Here is a 398-nt window from a genome sequence, read left to right on the forward strand (position 1 = left end):
GGATATAACGATATGGGAAGAGACGCTCTAGACCGAGTTTATGCTGATGTTTTTAAGACAGAAGATGCGTTGGTTCGGCCACAATTTGTTTCTGGGACTCATACAATTAGTTCAGCCTATTTTGGAATGCTGCGTCCTGGAGATAAGTTATTATACTTAACGGGGATGCCTTATGATACGATTCAAGAAGTGATTGGCGTCACTGGTAAAGCAGGAATGGGTTCATTGAAAGACTTTAAAATTGATTTCGATTACGTCCCTTTGTTAGAAAATGGAAAAGTTGATTTTAAAGCTGCCAAGACTAAGTTGACGGATCAAGTTAAAGTAGTAGCAATTCAACGTTCAAGAGGTTACTCTAGTCGTTCTAGTTTTACTGTTGATGAAATTAAAGTGATGGT

1 protein-coding gene is annotated in these 398 nt (G+C 38.2%); it reads left to right on the forward strand.

The features are described 5' to 3' along the window. Positions 1-398 (forward strand): methionine gamma-lyase family protein (locus tag C1I99_RS35555; RefSeq protein WP_199562485.1); only part of this gene is annotated, 398 nt, incomplete at both ends.

The organism is Micromonospora deserti, from assembly GCF_003236335.1.
In the GTDB taxonomy this organism is placed as follows: Bacteria; Actinomycetota; Actinomycetes; order Mycobacteriales; family Micromonosporaceae; genus Micromonospora; species Micromonospora deserti.